Below are 2,908 nucleotides of genomic sequence, written 5' to 3' on the forward strand. Positions count from 1 at the left end.
ATCCTGCTGCTTGACGAGGTCATGGCGGGACTGACCACGGTGGAGACGGGCGCAATGCTCGACCTGCTGCGCAATCTCGCGGCGGACGGGCTTTCCGTGCTGCTGATCGAACACAACATGCATGCGGTGATGAGCGTTTCCGACCGCATCGTCGTGCTGCATCACGGCGTCAAGATCGGCGACGGCCTGCCTGCCGATGTCGCAGCCGACCCGGCGGTGATTGCGGCCTATCTGGGAGGGGACGATGACTGATATCCTTGAAATTCGACAACTCCATTCCGGTTATGGCGATATCCGCATTCTGGAAGAGATCTCGCTGTCGGTTGCAGCCGGCGAGATCGTCAGCATTCTCGGCGCCAACGGCGCGGGCAAGACCACGCTGATCCGCACGGTCATGGGCACCTTGCCCGCAACGTCCGGCGAGATACGGTTCATGGGCGAGGTCATATCCGGAAAGCCCGCCCACCAGATCGCCCGGCTCGGGATCGCCCAGGTGATGGAGGGCCGCCGGCTGTTCCCGCACATGAATGTTGAGGAAAACCTGTTCGTCGGCGGCGACATCCTGAAAGACGGGAGCAAGACCCGCAGCAATCTCGAGTGGATCTATTCGCTGTTTCCGCGCCTGAAGGAAAGGCGGCGCCAGCTCGCGCGTTCCTTCAGCGGCGGCGAACAGCAGATGCTGGCAATCGGCCGCGCGCTGATGACCTCGCCGAAACTGCTCCTGCTCGATGAGCCCTCCATCGGCCTTGCCCCGGTCATGGTCAAGGACATCTTCGCCAAACTGCCGGCGATCAATAGCGAGGGCGTGACGATCCTGCTGGTGGAACAGGACGTGAAACGATCGCTCAAGCTCGCATCGCGCGGCTATGTCATCGAGCACGGCCGGATCGTGATGGCCGGCACCAGCGAACACCTTCTCGACGATGACGGCCTGCGCAAGGCCTATCTGGGACTTTGAGGTAAACCATGCTGACACTTTCCGACGCGCTTGCCGCCAATGCCGTCAAATGGCCGGACGCCGTCTGCCTTGCCGATGCGCACCGGCAGTTCACATTTGCAGAATTGCATGCGCGGACAAACCGGCTTGCCAACGGCCTTCTCGCCATGGGGGCCCGACCGGGCGACGCCATAGCCGTCTATGCGCGCAATTCGATCGAATATATGGAGCTCTTCCATGTCGCAGCCCTGCTCGGCATGCGCCTCGTCACGCTCAATTTCTGGCTCAGAACCACGGAAATGGCCGTGTTGCTGGAACACTCGGATGCCCGCTTCCTGGTGATCGGAGAAAGCGCGCAGAACGAGATCGCGGCCAACCGGGCCCTGTTTCCCAAGGTCGAGCGTGTTCTGGTGATCGGAGACCCGGTGATCGGCGATGCGCTTTCATGGGCAGGTCTCGCGGAAGGCTCGTCCGATGCCGAGCCGGCGATAACGGTCGCCCCGCAGGCGCCGTACTGGATGATGTACACCTCCGGCACGACCGGAAACCCGAAGGGTCTCCATCGCTCCTTCCAGCGCACGGCAATGTGCATCTGGGCCGGCATTATCGAGTTCGGCTACACACGCCACGACCGTTTTCTGGCGCTTTCGCCGTTCTTCCACGGGGTGCATTTCATGCCCATGATGGTGCTGCAGGCCGGCGGCAGCATCTATATCGAACCGGAATTCAACGCAGCGCGCGTGCTCGAGACCATCGAGACGCAAGGGATCACGGCCACCTTCATGGTGCCGACCATGCTGAACCTCTTGCTGCAGGAGCCGCGTTTCGGCGAAACCGATTTTTCCGCATTGCGTTCGGTGGTCACGGGCGGGGCGGCGCTGTCGACTGCAACCAAGACCCGGATGCTGGAGGCGATGGGGCCGGTGCTCCATGAATTCTACGGCGCCAGCGAAAGCGGCTTCATTACGGTTCTGCACCCGCAAGACCAGTGGCGCAAGGAGCGCTGCTGCGGCCAACCCTGTTTCGGCGCCGAAGTCCAGATCCGCGACGAGCAGGGCCGCCCCCTTCCAGCCGGCGAAATCGGCGAGGTGTTCTCGCGCTGCGAAGGCCGTTTCGACGCCTACTACAAGGACGAGGCCCGCACCGCCGCTGTTCTCGACAATGGCTGGTTCACCGCCGGCGATCTCGGCCGGATGGATAAGGAGGGCTTCGTCTATATCGTCGACCGCAAATCCGATCTGATCATCAGCGGCGGCGAAAATGTCTATCCGCGTGAAATCGAAGACGTGCTCTCAAGCCACCCCGGCATTCTGGAATGCGCGGTGGTCGGCATGCCGGATCCGGTCTGGGGCGAAATGGTCGTGGCTGTCATCGTGCGCGACGGCGAGCCGGGGCCGACCGCCGAGGAGGTGATCGCCCACTGTTCCAGGCGGCTCGCCGGCTTCAAGCGCCCCCGCCGGGTCGAATTCGTTTCCTCTCTCCCGAAAAATGCTTCCGGCAAGATCCTGAAGCGCGAACTGAAGAATAACCTTTAGCATACCAGGAGTTCAATCAATGCAGGTTCATATCGATTTCCAGAAGCGTCTCGCGCGCTTCCAGTCCATGCTGCGCGAACAGGGTGTCGACGTCCTCGTCGGGACGCGTCTGAAAACCGTCACCCACATCTCCGGCGGCTTCGTGCCGTGGCGCAGCGTCGTGATCGTTCCGGCCCAAGGCGAGATCCAGCTGATCACGGTCAATATGGATGCGCCGCGTATTCTCGCCGAGGGCTGGCTCGAGAATGTCGTCGGCTATGGCCGCCATTCGATGATCGAGATGGCCGTGCGCCGTATCCGCGAACTCGGCCTGCATACCGGTCGGGTGGCCGTCGAGGACGGTTATTCCTGGTATCTGCCCGAAGGCATGATCACCAGACATGAATACGCGACGCTCGAGGCCGCCTTGCCCGAGGCCGAACTGACCAACCTGACC

At 62.2% G+C, this 2,908-nt stretch carries 4 protein-coding genes; all 4 read left to right on the plus strand.

The genetic code is table 11. The annotated features are described in order from the left end of the window. The coding region (locus AC5DC2_RS22220; protein WP_491700061.1) for an ABC transporter ATP-binding protein C-terminal domain-containing protein at positions 1-252 on the plus strand (252 nt) is incomplete at its 5' end. Next, the gene (locus tag AC5DC2_RS22225) at positions 245-958 is read left to right on the plus strand and encodes an ABC transporter ATP-binding protein (protein WP_036236365.1); all 714 of its coding nucleotides are present in this window, start codon (positions 245-247) and stop codon (positions 956-958) included. The genes AC5DC2_RS22220 and AC5DC2_RS22225, both read left to right, overlap by 8 nt. 8 nt (positions 959-966) lie before the next feature. Beyond that, positions 967-2,472: a class I adenylate-forming enzyme family protein gene (locus tag AC5DC2_RS22230; RefSeq protein WP_491700062.1), complete on the plus strand. Its 1,506-nt coding sequence runs from the start codon at positions 967-969 to the stop codon at positions 2,470-2,472. Positions 2,473-2,491: 19 nt separating this feature from the next. Further along, on the plus strand, positions 2,492-2,908 hold a 417-nt coding region (locus tag AC5DC2_RS22235; RefSeq protein WP_491700063.1), incomplete at its 3' end, for an aminopeptidase P family N-terminal domain-containing protein.

Source organism: Martelella sp., from assembly GCF_984369615.1.